Annotated in this window: 10 protein-coding genes and 1 tRNA gene; 3 read left to right on the forward strand and 8 right to left on the reverse strand. The window is 65.6% G+C overall.

All coding sequences use genetic code 11. From position 1 onward, the window contains the following. Positions 1 to 76 precede the first annotated feature (76 nt). Together TMZ1T_RS15280 and TMZ1T_RS15285 are read right to left on the reverse strand one after the other, a co-directional pair. Complete coding sequence (locus TMZ1T_RS15280) at positions 77 to 1,168, reverse strand: hypothetical protein (protein WP_012585852.1); 1,092 nt, start codon at positions 1,166 to 1,168, stop codon at positions 77 to 79. 745 nt (positions 1,169 to 1,913) lie between these two features. Beyond that, positions 1,914 to 2,210 carry a DUF6471 domain-containing protein gene (locus TMZ1T_RS15285; protein WP_012585853.1) on the reverse strand — a complete coding sequence of 99 codons (297 nt, stop codon included), beginning with the start codon at positions 2,208 to 2,210 and terminating at the stop codon, positions 1,914 to 1,916. Between the two features lie 106 nt (positions 2,211 to 2,316). Between TMZ1T_RS15285 and TMZ1T_RS15290 the strand changes: the two genes are divergently transcribed. From TMZ1T_RS15290 to TMZ1T_RS15300, 3 genes are read left to right on the forward strand one after another with little or no spacing between them, the layout of a single operon-like run. Continuing rightward, complete coding sequence (locus TMZ1T_RS15290) at positions 2,317 to 5,025, forward strand: Mu transposase C-terminal domain-containing protein (RefSeq protein ID WP_012585854.1); 2,709 nt, start codon at positions 2,317 to 2,319, stop codon at positions 5,023 to 5,025. 13 nt (positions 5,026 to 5,038) lie between these two features. Then, positions 5,039 to 6,055: an ATP-binding protein gene (locus tag TMZ1T_RS15295; protein WP_012585855.1), complete on the forward strand. Its 1,017-nt coding sequence runs from the start codon at positions 5,039 to 5,041 to the stop codon at positions 6,053 to 6,055. Then, positions 6,055 to 7,332: a TniQ family protein gene (locus TMZ1T_RS15300; protein WP_012585856.1), complete on the forward strand. Its 1,278-nt coding sequence runs from the start codon at positions 6,055 to 6,057 to the stop codon at positions 7,330 to 7,332. The genes TMZ1T_RS15295 and TMZ1T_RS15300 overlap by 1 nt, the downstream gene beginning before the upstream one ends. 233 nt (positions 7,333 to 7,565) lie before the next feature. On the opposite strand, the gene TMZ1T_RS15305 is transcribed toward TMZ1T_RS15300, so the two are convergent. The 6 genes from TMZ1T_RS15305 to TMZ1T_RS15330 all read right to left on the reverse strand — a co-directional run bounded on the left by TMZ1T_RS15305 (position 7,566) and on the right by TMZ1T_RS15330 (position 13,489). Beyond that, positions 7,566 to 7,641, reverse strand: a tRNA-Ala gene (locus tag TMZ1T_RS15305). A gap of 315 nt (positions 7,642 to 7,956) precedes the next feature. Continuing rightward, positions 7,957 to 9,069, reverse strand: coding sequence for an L-threonylcarbamoyladenylate synthase (locus tag TMZ1T_RS15310; RefSeq protein WP_004298179.1), 1,113 nt, complete (start codon positions 9,067 to 9,069; stop codon positions 7,957 to 7,959). Positions 9,070 to 9,079: 10 nt separating this feature from the next. Then, complete coding sequence (locus TMZ1T_RS15315; protein ID WP_004298181.1) at positions 9,080 to 10,246, reverse strand: 5-(carboxyamino)imidazole ribonucleotide synthase; 1,167 nt, start codon at positions 10,244 to 10,246, stop codon at positions 9,080 to 9,082. A 10-nt stretch (positions 10,247 to 10,256) separates the two neighbouring features. Beyond that, positions 10,257 to 10,748 (reverse strand): 5-(carboxyamino)imidazole ribonucleotide mutase, encoded by a 492-nt coding sequence (purE, locus tag TMZ1T_RS15320; protein ID WP_004298182.1) that lies wholly within the window; start codon positions 10,746 to 10,748, stop codon positions 10,257 to 10,259. A gap of 10 nt (positions 10,749 to 10,758) precedes the next feature. Then, positions 10,759 to 11,646 carry a bifunctional methylenetetrahydrofolate dehydrogenase/methenyltetrahydrofolate cyclohydrolase FolD gene (folD, locus tag TMZ1T_RS15325; protein WP_004298184.1) on the reverse strand — a complete coding sequence of 296 codons (888 nt, stop codon included), beginning with the start codon at positions 11,644 to 11,646 and terminating at the stop codon, positions 10,759 to 10,761. 100 nt (positions 11,647 to 11,746) lie between these two features. Next, positions 11,747 to 13,489 carry a potassium/proton antiporter gene (locus TMZ1T_RS15330; protein ID WP_004298187.1) on the reverse strand — a complete coding sequence of 581 codons (1,743 nt, stop codon included), beginning with the start codon at positions 13,487 to 13,489 and terminating at the stop codon, positions 11,747 to 11,749. Positions 13,490 to 13,550: the final 61 nt, after the last annotated feature.

Below are 13,550 nucleotides of genomic sequence, written 5' to 3' on the forward strand. Positions count from 1 at the left end.
TATCCGCGGGGTTTATGTCAATCAAGTTAGTTAATGCAGGCGCGATGTTGGTTGCAGTGACGCAGTTGCTTGCATCTCAGCCCTTTAGCGCGATGCCGTCACGCACATCGCGCGGCTGCCAGCGTGCAAGGTACACGGTCACGTGCGAGTCGGTAAGCTCAAACGCAGCCACCCGGAACCCCTCAGGGACGTCGTCGTGCTGTAGTTGCGCCAAGGCACGCTTCAGGCGACGCCTGAACTCACGCAGGTCACATACCGAACCACTCCAGCTGCGAAGCGCTACGATACTCAGGGGGTATGGAACGGCATGCGTGCTGTAGTAGCTCGCAAGCCAAGCGGGAAGACCAGAATGGTCGTGCAGTGCGGCTTCGCTCACCGCACTCCAGCTGGCCGGGCCGAAAAGTGCCGCAAGCTCAGCAGGGATTCGGAAAGTCACAAGATCACTGCCACGCTGTGCGCTGTGATTGTCTGACAGAACCAACGCCCGTGTATCGTCGTCGAGTTCGAGCAGCCGGCAGGCTGGCAGGTCATTGCCCTTCAAGCGCACGCGCAGCCACGCATCATCGAGGCGACCAAGACTTTCGAGGACGGCTGCGTGTACATTCCGGCCGAAAGCCACTTGCAGCTTCTGCGACAACTGCCAAACGCTGACGCAGATCCAGTTCGGCCTCGTTCCGACGCACAGAGGCTGATCGGCCGGCATGCAGCTCAGGCATGCTGCAAGAACCCTTCTGTCGTAGCCCCTCATCATGCGGCCCGTTAGGCGAATCGATGCGTCACCTTGCGTCGGCACGTTCTGGTCAGTCACAAAGAGAGCTGCTGCGTTGGCGCTCGACCACAACGCAGAGCGCAGCAAGACGTTCGGCAGCGCAACCGTGTCTGACCGCGAAACCGGCAAGTAAAGTGCCTTGTCGCGCTGAACAGCACGATGCTGACGGGCGCGCAGCAATTCAATCTCAGAAGCATTGTTCGGAAGCACGAGGACGGGCTCTTGCTGTGCGTTGAGCTGCCGCAACTGACTGTTGGCAACCGAATCCAGTGTTTTTGAGGCCGCGAGCGTCTCCGCTTGCGTCGTGTCATCAAGCGCTAGACCGGCAGTTCGACGCACTGCCGCCGCCTGCGCCTTGAGCTCAAGAACGCCTTCAATAGTGGGCCGCCGCCTAGCCATGCGCGCCCTCCACTGGCTTCAGCGAGGCTGACATCAGCGCATCGCCCATCAAACTGTTTTTCTTCATAACCGCTTGTCTCCGTTCGGTGGGCGCCCCTGCGCCCCTCACGGAGGTATAGCGGCGGCCGCGATGTTCAGGCGGCTTCAAGGCTTGAAAAATGACAATGCGCTTTACGTCAAGACACAGCGTGCTTGACCGCCGCCCAAAGTCGTCAAGACCGCACCCCACGAAAACGCCGCCCTCAAGACACCGCTAAGGAGCCCGAGACAGCGAGGAAGCCTTTGCTAGCGAACGCTTTTCTTACGTTCTTATCCCTATAGCATCCTCCCTAATCGCTAATCCGCTAATCACCTCCTTCCGCGCGGAGGCACTCCACGTGGTCCCCACCAGGCTGTCGATCTAACGCACGATGCCCGTCAAGAGTGCCCATGCTTAGCGACGACGCGAGGGTGTCCTTTGAAAAATCGGGAGCGATCAACTACGCTCCACTGAGCTACCGCGGTAGCAATGCGTGTGTGGGGGAGGTACTCAACCGGGGCTGTCAGCTCCAAGTCGCCATTTTGTGAACGGACCACGAAATGGCGACTGGATATGAAGACACACCCCCGAGTAAATGCGGCTCACGCCGCAACGGCCAGAGGAAGCAGACGCAAGCGCATTGCGCACGGACGCGGCGCCTTCGGTCGCCATCGGCGACCCCTGGCTGTTGGACGCACACCGCAGAGTTGCCATCACGGAGTTGCGTCACGACTCCCGCTCTCGCAGTTCGATCTCGTAGTCCAGCGCTCGCAAGCACGCCAACAGAAAACCGGCAGTGAAGTTCGCGCGGTTGATGCGCCGGTTGATGGCCGCCGCACTTCTGTTGATCCCCTGCGCGCGAAGCGCTTCCGACAGCTCTCTGTAGCCCCAGCCGCGCCGCATCATCGAGAGCTTCAGGAGTTCGCTGGCTTCCGCGTTCCACGTTCCGGTCGCCTCGGACTCACTGGCGAATCGCCTCCCTGCGGACAACGGCCACCCTGGCTGTTTTGTTCCGCTTTCCATCTTCAAATCTTCCTTAGTTCCAAGGCTTTTCTTGAAAGAGTCAATTTTGACTCCTCAACCACCTGCCTGCCTATACCTCCACTCAAGCCAACAAGGGAGGTAAAGCATGCTTGAAACATCGGAGCGGGAGAGATTGCTCGACCGCATTGGACTACCGCCAGCCGGACGGCGGCTCGTACTGGATGCCGCCAAGTTCGCGCCCGTACGAGCCGTTGCGTCGAAGGGCGGCGGCAACGTCTTGACGCCCTATCAGAGTCGCAAGATGCAGCGGACTGTGGAAACGGAAAGCCGCCACCTTGAGTTCCCCGCTGCGGTCAGCCTCGAGCACGACCCGAAGGTACTTGAGTATTTCGCGCAGCCCTGCCGCCTGAAGTTCGAGCTGGCGGACGCCGATGGAGAAATCCATGCAGTCGACCACACGCCCGATTTTCTCATCATCACCGAGCGAGAAATCTGGCTCGAGGAATGGAAGCACTGGAAAAAGCTTGAAGGCGTGGCGCGGCGCCAGCCCTGGCGGTATCAGCTCGACCCCAGCGGTCGTTGGTGTGCTCCCGGAGTCGAGCAGTGGCTGGCCGACCGTGGCATTGGCTATCGCATTCACACAGAGCGCGACATTTCCCAGCGTCGCATCGAGAACACGCTGCTCCTCGAGGACTATCTGGACCCCGCCGCGCCGCCCTGCCCCATCGAAGTCGCCCTAAAGGTGCGCGACGCGCTGGAGCGCGACGCAACGCTGTACCTAGCGGAGCTCTACGAAACCGTTGAGTGTCGCCCAGACGACGTCTTCAAACTGATTGCCGATGGTCTCGTGGTCGCTGAAGTCGATGATGTGTCCCTCGCCGAACCGACGCGCTGCCGCGTATTCCGCGATACGGCGGTCCGCGATTTCGAACGAGCACGACAACTCCCGCCCCCGTTCGCACTCCCTGGCGCGCTAGACATTGCAGTGGGCACCCGCCTCACGTACGACCAGAAGCCGTACACACTCATCATGGTCGGCGGGTCGAAAGTCGTTCTGCAATCCGATGACCACCAGTCGGTCGAGATCTCGCTCGACACGCTGGAACTGCTCGCCCTGCAAAGGGATGTCGTGATGGCCGAGGGTTCGGTCCAGGGTGCTGCACCCGCCCGGCTGTCGGACTTCACCGAAGCCGAACTGCGGATGGCATTGGAACGTCGCACCGAGCTCGAGAACCTCACCAAGCCCAACCGGACGCAGCGGCGACTGTTGAAGGCTCTCGCGATTGCCAAAGTGGCAGGAACTGACCAGCTCGTCGCACTGGTCCCGCGGCTACGGGATCGCGGCAACCGCACGCCACGTCTCAACACTGAGCAGGAGAACGCCCTCGAGCAGGTCATCCGTGAGGAGTACCTGACCAACCGCGCCCCCAACGCCAAGCACTGCCATCGCGTGCTCACGGTGCTCTGTAACAACTTGGGCATCAGGCCCCCGTCGTACCCCACCTTGATTGACCGCATCAAGGCCCTGTCACAACAGCAGGCAGACCGCGCGCGACATGGAAACCGGGTGGCGTATCAGAACAGCGAATTCGTGAATGTTCTGTACGCCGACACGCCGATCCACGGTTCGCGTGCCTTCCAGTACGTGCACATGGATCACACGCAGGTCGACATCGAGCTTGTTTCCCAGCGAACCGGAAAGGTTCTCGGCCGCCCTTGGTTGTCGCTGGCGATTGACGCGTTCACTCGGCGGATTCTGGGCATCTACCTGACGTTCGACCCGCCCTCGTACCGGTCGAACATGATGTTGTTGCGCGATATCGTCCGACGTCATCGGCGGCTGCCACAGTTCATCGTCGTCGACAACGGGGCTGACTTTCGAAGCGAAGACTTCAGCCGCTTCGCCGAGCTGATGCACATCCACATCCGGTACCGGCCGGCCGGTCGCCCGCGACACGGTACCGTGATGGAGCGCATCTTCGGCCGCGTTCACTCCGACTACGTTCACAACCTCGCGGGCAACACCAAAGCCCTGAAAGAAGTCCGCAAAACCACCGGCAAGTTCTTGCCCTCACGCCTTGCCGAGTGGTCGCTGTCCTACCTGTACTACGGCCTCGAGTACTGGGCCTTCAATTACTACGACACGGCTGAACACGCCGCAGTCGGACTGAGCCCGCGCGAGGCATTCCAGCGCAGCGTGGATTCATCGGGGCTGCGCGCCCATCGCCTCGTTACGCTGACGCCGGACTTTCTCATCCTGACCTGCCCGACCGTAGGGCGGAGAGGTGAGCGCACGGTGGACAGGCAACGTGGCGTGAAGGTGCATAACCACTACCTGTACTGGTGCCCCGAGTTCCGCGATCCCAAGCTACACGGCACGAAGGTTCCGACTCGCTACGACCCGTGGGACGGCTCCACAGTCTATGTCCAGATCGACAAGCGCTGGGTTCCTGCTCGCTGCAAGGCGTTGACCGCCCTCGGACAGCTCACGGAGAAGGAGCGCGAGTTCATCACCACGGAGATGCAGAGCCACTTCCGGCTGTCCGACCGTGATGAGCTGTCAACGCAGCGGCTCACCGAGTTCATGCGTGTTTTCACCCCGACAGGCGCAATGGAGCTGGCACTCGAGCGCCAGCAGGAGAACCGGGACCTGTACCAGGGGCTCGGCATTGGGGCCATCTTGCCCCCGAGCACCATTGCTCGGACGCCTGTCGACGATCACCGAGTCACTCGGGTCAGCTCAGCGGCGCCGAATGCGGCCGCCTTGCCGGTTGGGCTGCTACCGCCCCCGCCGCACGAGGCGGCAACGAGCGAGTTCGTGCAACCCGACACCCCCGACTTTGAAACCTTCTGATTGAACCTAAAAAATGACCATTCAGACTCCAAATAGCTTCACACCAAGCGCATCACCGATGAGCGGCCAGCGCATCCGCCATCCCCGCATTGCGGCCACTATTGAGGAGTGCCGGCTAATGCTGGACGCCGGCGACAACGCGAACCTCATCGTACTGTGCGGCCCAACGGGGGTCGGCAAGACAACGCTCGGCGACTTTCTCGTCGAAGCCGAACTCACGGCCGAAGCAACGACGCTGTCCCAGGATCCGGGCTACATGCCGGCGATTCGCCTTGAGGCACCGGCGTCTGGCGAACGCGACTTCTCCTGGCGCCTGTTTTACCAGCGAATGCTCGATGCACTCGAGGGCGAATTGGATGCACCGCGCACTGCCTACGGCATCGACCCGGAAAGCGGAAAGGTTGTGCGCCCTGTGGGTCCGCAAACCAACCGCCTCTCGGGTTTGCGCACGGCCGTGGAGCGTTCCCTGCGCAATCGCGGCACGCGATTCGTTGTCGTCGATGAGGCGGCGCACATGATGCGCCAGTGTCATCCGAGCCGGCTCGTCGAACAGTTCAATACGCTCAAGTCACTCTCGAACGAGTACCACGTGCAATGGATTCTCCTCGGCTCATACGACCTCTTCGAACTTGTCTCACTGAGTGCGCAGCTTGCGCGACGGACGCACGTGATCCATTTCGGCCGCTACCGAGAAGACGTCGCCGAGGACGTCCGCTCGTTCCGTGGCTGCCTGAAGAAGCTGGGCGAGAGCATGCCAGCCTTGAAGGAGCTCGACCTCTTGCGTTACGCCGAGGTGTTCCACCAGAACACCCTGGGGTGCGTCGGCACGCTGCGCACGGTGCTTGTGCGACTGAACCTGCTGGTCGCCGAGAAGGACTGGTCGGAGGACACGTTGTGTAAGGCGCTCCTCACCGAAGCTCAGGTTACGCAGATCATGCGTGAGATCGTGGAGGGCGAGGAACGCATTGCGCCGGGCCTCAAGCGCAATCTGGCCGTGCAACAGCCCCAGACCGGTCGGAGGGTTGCGTGATGAGCACATTGCACAATCCGCGCTCGACGCTGCACGCCCTTGAACCGATGGGCCGCGGCACTCCTGAAGTCGAGAGCCTGACGAGCTATTTCTGTCGTCTCGCCTATTCTCATGGTATTACCGCGCAGAAGCTGGCTGACTGGGTGCTCGCCCACTTCGAGCAGTCCGTGTGCGAGAAGTATGGCTGGCATCAGCGGAGCTTCTCCAGCATGTCGCCGGAGAGCGAGCAGTGGGCAGCGTGGCTGGCAGCACTCACGGGAGTCGGCTCGCTCGACCAGCATACGCTGGCGCCGTGGCGCACAGTACTGGGTGTTCCCGGACTCGCACCGAAATCCGACCGTTGGTGCCCGTGCTGCCTGGCCGAGGACAGGGAGAGTGGCGGCGAGCCTTACCTCCGCTTGGCCTGGGATATCGCCCCGGTCACGGTCTGCGTGCGCCACAAGGTTCAGTTGGCCACGACGTGCCCGCACTGTCATCGCGCCAATGTGCGGAATCGGTCAGCGGTGGTTGTTCCGGGCTACTGCACGTCGTGTGGTGGGTTTCTCGGCGATGCCGAAACGGAACCTGCTACACCCGAAGCTTTGTGGACGGCCCGCCAGGTGGGCCTGATGTTGCAGGCGCCCCCCAAGGTGGCTTCCGAGGGATTGGTTCCTTTGCTGGAAACGGTGATCAAGCGCATGGCAGACGGCCGAGCGAGTGCATTCGCGAGCCGCTATGGCTTCTCCAAGAGTGGCATCTCCCATTGGCTCAACAAGGGTGGGATTCCCACGTTGAAGGCGTGGCTCACCATCGGCCTGCACGGAGGGATTGGGCTCGACAAACTTTTTGCTGGCGACGTCGACGACTGGGAACTGCCGCTCACGCCGATCCAGATGTCCATCGAGCTACCCGAGTCGCCTCGTGCAGGCATCAAGTCGCGGGAACTGGACTGGGACAGCATCCGTGCTAAGTTGCAGGCGATGCTCAAGGAGCCGGTGGCGGTGTCGGTCCATGAAGCGAGTGAACGCGTTGGCGTCGACCGCAAGAATTTGTACTTGCGTGCCAACATCGAAACCCGAGCGCTCGCCGACCGCTATCTGCGCCACCGCGCTTCAATCGGCGAGCAGCGACAGGCTCGACTCCAGGCACAGATTGGCGACGTCCTCGATGAGCGCCTAGCGGCAGGTTACGAGGGGATGAGCGCACGCGACATCTGGAATCGACTCGATACCGAGGCGCAGTCAGTGCCCGGCATCTTCCGTCACATCAGCCAGGTCATAGGCTCTCGGCGCACCTGAACCGCACCAAACCACCGCCGAAAATGAAAACGGGACCGAACGGTCCCGTTTTTTTCAACCTACATTCCGAGCAGCGCGAGCTTTCGCGACCTGCTCGAAGAGCAAAACCCGCAAGCCTACTATGCTGCACCCAATAAACCAAAATGTGGCCTATCGGGAAATCAAGCATAAAGTGACCTGGTGGCCACTTTATGCTTAACGGCACATAATGCGCTGTTTTTGCTAGGAATTCTTGGTGGACCGAAGGAGGATCGAACTCCCGACCTCTGCATTGCGAACGCAGCGCTCTCCCAGCTGAGCTATCGGCCCTGAAAGAGCGCGCATTATAGTGAGACCCCGCGCGAAAGGGAAGTGCCTTGCGCACATTTGCGCCGTTCGAGGCTACGTGTGTCCTTTGCAGGAGCGACGCGAGTCGCGATCCGGCGGTGGGGCGGTGATGAGGCGTCGGTGAAGGCTCGGAGGCCGTCATCGCGACTTGCGTCGCTCCTACGTGTGCCCTTTGCAGGAGCGACGCGAGTCGCGATCCGGCGGTGGGGCGGTGATGAGGCGTCGGCGAAGGCTCGGAGGCCGTCATCGCGACTTGCGTCGCTCCTGCGGGGCAGGTAGCGCGAGGGCGCGGCAGGGCTAGTCAGTTGCGCCGGAGCCGACGGCGGCGCGGCCGAGGCGGTCGGCGACGGCGCGCCAGCCGGGGCCGCCGGGGAGCGCTTCGATCAGGATTAAGTCGGCGCCGACGCCGTCGAGGGCGCGCAGGCTGGCGTACAGGCCCTGGGCGTAGGCGGCGGGATCGGCCGGCAGGCTGCGCCAGCTCAGGCGGGCGTCACGCGGATCGGAGGTTGAGTGGGCGAGCACTGCGACGCGGCTGCCCTCGCCCGCCAGCGCGGCGGCCTCGTCGGCGAGCAGCGCGGGCTCGACCAGGCGCAGCGGGGTGCGCGGGGCGTAATGGGCGGCGAGTGCGCCGGAGACGCGCGGAGCGGGCTGCGCTGCATCGGCTGCGGCGTTGGGGGCGGCGGCTTCCGCGAGTCCGGACGCGTCGCCGCACTGCCCTGCCCGCGCGGAAGCGGTTTCCGCGACCGACTCGCCCGGCACCCGCGGCCGGCGGCCGATGACGCGCGCGATGTCCTCGGGCGTGATCGCGCCCGGGCGCAGGATCTCCGGCACGTCGCGCGAGAAGTCGAGGATGGTGGATTCGATGCCGACCGCGCAGGCACCGCCGTCGAGGATCATCGCCACGCGCTCGCCGAGTTCTTCATGCACATGCGCGGCGGTGGTGGGGCTGATACGGCCGAAGCGGTTGGCGCTGGGCGCGGCCAGCCCGCCGTCGAAGGCCCGCAGCAGGGCGAGCGCGACCGGGTGCGCGGGCACGCGCACGCCGACCGTGTCCTGCCCGCCGGTGACTTCGTCGGGTACGTCGGGTGTGCGCTTCAGGATCAGCGTCAGCGGGCCGGGCCAGAAGGCGCGCGCGAGCGCGAGCGCGTCCTTGGGGATGGCGGCGGCCCACTGCGGCAGGTGCTCGACCGAGGGCAGGTGCACGATCAGCGGGTGGTCGGCGGGACGGCCCTTGGCGGCGAAGATTTTCTTCACCGCCTCGGGGTCGAGCGCGTCGGCGGCCAGCCCGTAGACCGTCTCGGTCGGCATGCCGACGAGTTCGCCCGCACGCAGCAGGGCAGCAGCCTCGGCGATCGCGGCGGGCGTGGAGGATTCGATGCGGCCGCGCCGTCCGGCCCCGGGGGTACTCATCGGCCGGCGCTCACTCGTCGCGGATGCCGATCGCGGCACGCGCGGCGAGCGCGCGCTCGAGCACCACGGCGGCATCGTCGCCGATCACCACGAAATGGCCCATCTTGCGCCCCGGGCGGGCGTGGTGCTTGCCGTAGAGATGCAGGCGCAGGCCGGGCACCGCGTGCAGCACCGACCAGTCGGGCTCGCGGTAGGCACCATGGCCCTTGCCATCCTCGTACCACAGCTCGCCAAGCAGATTCACCATCACCGCCGCCGAATGCTGGCGCGGAGTGGCCAGCGGCAGGCCGCACAGCGCCCTCACCTGCTGCTCGTACTGGCTGGCGTCGCAGGCGTCGATGGTGTGGTGGCCGCTGTTGTGCGGGCGCGGGGCCATCTCGTTCACCACCAGCTCGCCGCGGCAGACGAAGAACTCCACCCCCAGCGTGCCGACGTAGCCGAGCTTGCCGGCGATGCGCTCGGCGATCTCCTGCGCGCTCAGTTGCGTACCCTCACTGGGGAAGGCCGACGCGCGCGCCGGCGCGATGGTCACGTCGAGGATGCCGTTGCGGTGGCGGTTCTCGCCGGTCGGGAAGGCGCGCACATTGCCCGCCTCGTCGCGCGCCAGCACCACCGACACCTCGTAGTCCAGCGCCAGCATCTTCTCCAGCACGCAGGGCTCGCCCTTGAAGTGCTGGAAGGCGGCGAGCGCCTCGTCGCGGTCGGCGACGCGGGACTGGCCCTTGCCGTCGTAGCCGAAGCGGGCCACCTTGAGGATGGCGGGGAACAGCCCGGCATTGGCTGCGCGCACGTCGTCCTCGCTGCGGACGACCGCGAAGGGGCCGTGCGGCAGGCCGTTGTCGGCGAGGAAGGTCTTTTCGGCGATGCGGTTCTGGCACACCGCGACCGCGCTCGCCGCCGGGTGTACCGGGATGAACTTGGTCAGGTAGTCGAGCGTGTCGGCGGGGACGTTCTCGAACTCGGTGGTCACCGCAGCGCATTCGTTGCCCAGGCTGTCGAGGGCGACGTAGTCGTCGTAGGCGGCGACCAGGTGGCGGTCGGCGACGAGGCCGGCGGGGCTGTGCGGATCGGGGTCGAGCACCCAGACCTTGTAGCCCATCTCGTGCGCGGCCGAAACGAAAAAGCGGCCGAGCTGGCCGCCGCCGAGCATGCCCAGGGTGGCAGGCGGGAGGATCATGATGCGACGCTCAATCCAGGGTCATGTCGAGCACCGCCTGGGTCTGGCGGGCACGGAAGTCGGCGAGCTTGTGCGCCAGCACGGCATCCTCGACCGCGAGCAGCGCCACCGCGAAGAGGCCCGCGTTGGCCGCGCCCGCCTCGCCGATGGCGAAGGTGGCGACCGGGATGCCCTTGGGCATCTGCACGATGGAGAGCAACGAGTCCTGCCCCGACAGCGCCTTCGACTGCACCGGCACACCGAGCACCGGCAGCGTGGTCTTGGCCGCGACCATGCCCGGCAGGTGGGCCGCACCGCCGGCGCCCGCGATGATCGCCTTGAGCCCGCGGCTGCGCGCGGCCTCGGCGTACTCGAACATCAGGTCGGGGGTGCGGTGGGCGGAGACGACCTTGGCCTCGAAGGGCACGCCGAAGTCTTCCAGCATCTTCGCGGCCGCCTTCATCGTGGGCCAGTCGGAGTTGGAGCCCATGATGATGCCGACGACGGGTTGGGTTTCGTTCATCTCGCAGTCCTCACTTGCCGGCCGCGAGCTTGCGATCGCTCGCGGCGCGTTCGGCGGAAATCACGGTGTTTTCCAGCAGCATGGTGATGGTCATCGGCCCCACGCCGCCCGGCACCGGGGTGATCGCGCCGGCGACTTCCCTGGCCGACTCAAAATCCACGTCGCCACACAGCTTGCCGGCGTCGGGGCCGTCCTGGAGGCGATTGATGCCGACGTCGATCACGGTGGCGCCCGGCTTGATCATGTCGCCGGTGACGAAGCGCGGCTTGCCGATCGCCGCCACCAGGATGTCGGCGCGGCGGGTGTGGAAGGCGAGGTCCTTCGTCCTGGAGTGGCACACGGTGACGGTGGCGCCAGCGTTGGTCAGCAGCGTGGCCATCGGCTTGCCGACGATGTTCGAGCGCCCGATCACCACCGCCTCGGCCCCCTGCACCGGCGTGCCGCTGGACTCGAGCATCTTCATGACACCGTGCGGCGTGCACGGGATGAAGGCCTCGCGGCACTGCGACAGGCGGCCGACGTTCTCGGCGTGGAAGCCGTCGACGTCCTTCTTGAGGTCGATCGCCTCGAGCACCGCGGTCTCGTCGAGATGCTTCGGCAGCGGCAGCTGCACCAGGATGCCATGCACCGCGGGGTCGGCGTTGAGCTCGGCGAGCTTGGCCATGACCTCGGCCTGGGTGGCGGTCTCGGGGTAGTCGAAGCGCAGCGAGCGGATGCCGGCCTTCTCGCAGCCGGCGACCTTGTTGCGCACGTAGACCGCCGAGGCCGGGTCGGCGCCCACCAGCATCACCGCCAGGCAGGGTTGCACGCCAAGCGCCGTGAGCGCGGCCGCACGTTCGGCGATTTCGCCGCGCACGCGCGCGGACAGCGCGTTGCCGTCGATGATGCGAGCGGTCATCCTTCAAGCCCCCGAAAAAAACCGCGATTTTACAGCATCGCGGCGGCGGCGGCCCGTACGGCGGATTCGGGTCGGCATCGTGCGGCCAATGCGGCCCGCCTCAACGCCCTCCGCCGAACGGCGGGCACTTGAGGCCGAGGGCGGTGATGCGGCCCTTGTCGCCCATCTCGCGCACCGTGAGCGCGAAGGCACCGATGTCGACGCGGTCGCCGACCACTGGCGGGCGGCCGAGGCGGACGGCGAGCAACTCGCCCATCGCCAGCTCGCGCTCGGCCTCCGCGATGCGCAGGCCGTAGGCGTCGGCGAGGTCGCTCGCACGGCTGTCGGGGTCGACCACGAACTCGCCGAAGAAGCTGGCGTTGGCGGTGAGTTCGCCGCGACTGCCGGCGAAAGTGCGCGCGAGCTGTTCGGAGATTTCGTCGGGCGCGATCATCCACACCGAGTCGCCAGGACGCAGGCGGGTGTCGGGGGTCAGGCGGTGCAGGCTGCCCTCGCGCACCAAGGCCACGCAGCGCACGTCGTGGCCGGGATGGTCGGTGCCGAGCTCGTCGGGATGGCGCCCGTCGGCCTTGGCGCCGGCCGCGACGCAGAACTCCAGCATGTCCACCGCCGCCGCCTCGCCCACCCACACCTCGCGCTTGTCACGCGGCTCGTCGCGCGGCGGCACCTCGACACCCAGCCAGCGCGCCGCCAGCGGCACGGTCGCGCCCTGAACCAGCAAGGACAGCAGCACCACCGCGAAGGCGACGTTGAACAGCAGTTGCGAATCGGGCACGCCCATCACCACCGGCACGATCGCGAGCACCACCGGCACCGCGCCGCGCAGGCCCACCCAGCTCACGTAGAGGAGCTCGTTGCGCGGATAGCGGAAGGGCAGCAGCCCGATCGCCACCGCCAGCGGCCGCGCCACCAGCATCAGGAACACCGCCATCGCCAGCGCCTCGGCGGCATGATCGATCATCTTCGACGGTGTCACCAGCAGCCCCAGCACGACGAACATGCCCGCCTGGGCGAGCCAGGCCAGGCCGTCCATCACCCGCAGGACGTGCTCGGTGGCATGGCTGCGGCGGTTGCCGACGACGATGCCTGCCAGGTACACGGCGAGAAAGCCGCTGCCGTTCAGCAGGTTGGTCGCCGCGAAAACCAAGGTGCCGCCGGACAGGATCAGCAACGCATACAGCCCGTCGGGCAGCGCCAGCCGCATCATCAGCCGCGACAGCACCCAGCCCCCGGCAAGGCCGAGGATGGCGCCGAGTCCGAGCTGGCTCGCCAGCATCCAGACGAAACTGCCGAGCGTGGCGGTCTCGGGCTGCAGCAGCGTGCCGACCATGGCGGTAACGAGCAGGATCGCCATCGGATCGTTGGCACCGGACTCGATCTCCAGCGTGGCCTGGACGCGCTCGTTGAGGCGGACGCCGCTGTTGCGCAGGAGCGCGAACACCGCGGCCGCATCGGTCGAGCCGACGATCGCCGCGAGCAGCATGCCCAGCCGCCAGTCGACATCGAGGAGCCAGGTGGCGAACACGCCGAGCAGGGCCGCCGTACCGATCACGCCCCAGCTGGCCAGCACCGCGGCCGGCCTCAGCGCCACCCGGAAGCTGCTCACCCGCGTGCGCAGGCCGCCGTCGAGCAGGATCACCGAGAGCGCCGCCTGCGCGATCAGCGAGGCGATGAAGAAGTCCTCGAAGACGATGCCGCCCGGCCCGTCCTCGCCGGCGAGCATGCCGACGCCGAGAAAGAGCAGCAGCAGCGGCAAGCCGAGCCGGGCGGAGATGGTGCTGGCGAGCACGCTGATGAACAGCAGCAGGCCGGTGAGCAGGAAGAGCGCGTTGATTCCGGTCATGCGGCGGCGGGGTCCAGCCGGTTGGAAGGGGCTTTCGGCAAAACGGGGCGATCGCACACGG

Origin of the sequence: Thauera aminoaromatica, from assembly GCF_000021765.1 — a bacterium.
GTDB lineage: Bacteria > Pseudomonadota > Gammaproteobacteria > Burkholderiales > Rhodocyclaceae > Thauera > Thauera aminoaromatica.

Coding starts and splice junctions, on each gene's coding strand:
- TMZ1T_RS15280 (WP_012585852.1), bottom strand. CDS start 1,168: ATGGCTAGGCGGCGGCCCACTATTGAAGGCGTTCTTGAGCTCAAGGCG.
- TMZ1T_RS15285 (WP_012585853.1), bottom strand. CDS start 2,210: ATGGAAAGCGGAACAAAACAGCCAGGGTGGCCGTTGTCCGCAGGGAGG.
- TMZ1T_RS15290 (WP_012585854.1), top strand. CDS start 2,317: ATGCTTGAAACATCGGAGCGGGAGAGATTGCTCGACCGCATTGGACTA.
- TMZ1T_RS15295 (WP_012585855.1), top strand. CDS start 5,039: ATGACCATTCAGACTCCAAATAGCTTCACACCAAGCGCATCACCGATG.
- TMZ1T_RS15300 (WP_012585856.1), top strand. CDS start 6,055: ATGAGCACATTGCACAATCCGCGCTCGACGCTGCACGCCCTTGAACCG.
- TMZ1T_RS15310 (WP_004298179.1), bottom strand. CDS start 9,069: ATGAGTACCCCCGGGGCCGGACGGCGCGGCCGCATCGAATCCTCCACG.
- TMZ1T_RS15315 (WP_004298181.1), bottom strand. CDS start 10,246: ATGATCCTCCCGCCTGCCACCCTGGGCATGCTCGGCGGCGGCCAGCTC.
- purE (WP_004298182.1), bottom strand. CDS start 10,748: ATGAACGAAACCCAACCCGTCGTCGGCATCATCATGGGCTCCAACTCC.
- folD (WP_004298184.1), bottom strand. CDS start 11,646: ATGACCGCTCGCATCATCGACGGCAACGCGCTGTCCGCGCGCGTGCGC.
- TMZ1T_RS15330 (WP_004298187.1), bottom strand. CDS start 13,489: ATGACCGGAATCAACGCGCTCTTCCTGCTCACCGGCCTGCTGCTGTTC.